We start from the raw sequence: 244 nt of genomic DNA, 5'->3' as shown, positions 1-244 counted from the left end.
GAGTTTGATCGTTCTGTTCGTCTTTTAAAAGAAGCTGGGGAACTTGGTTTATTAGGCGCTGACGTACCAGAAGAGTACGGCGGAATTGGCCTTGATAAAGTAAGCTCAGCGTTAATCGCAGAGAAATTCTCGCGCGCTGGTGGTTTTGCAATTACTCACGGTGCTCACGTAGGTATCGGATCATTACCAATCGTGTTATTCGGTAATGAAGAGCAAAAGAAAAAGTATTTACCATTACTTGCAA

General features: G+C 43.0%; 1 protein-coding gene. It reads left to right on the top strand.

Annotated features, from left to right (window positions below; genetic code table 11):
* Positions 1-244, top strand: a 244-nt coding sequence (locus SB658_RS26750) for an acyl-CoA dehydrogenase family protein (protein WP_410603526.1), incomplete at both ends; no start/stop codon positions are given.

The organism is Bacillus sp. SIMBA_008 (genome assembly GCF_046535495.1).
Lineage (GTDB): Bacteria > Bacillota > Bacilli > Bacillales > Bacillaceae > Bacillus > Bacillus subtilis.
The sequence above is the reverse complement of the archived record's forward strand: the minus strand, read 5'-3'. Positions and strand labels throughout refer to the sequence as shown.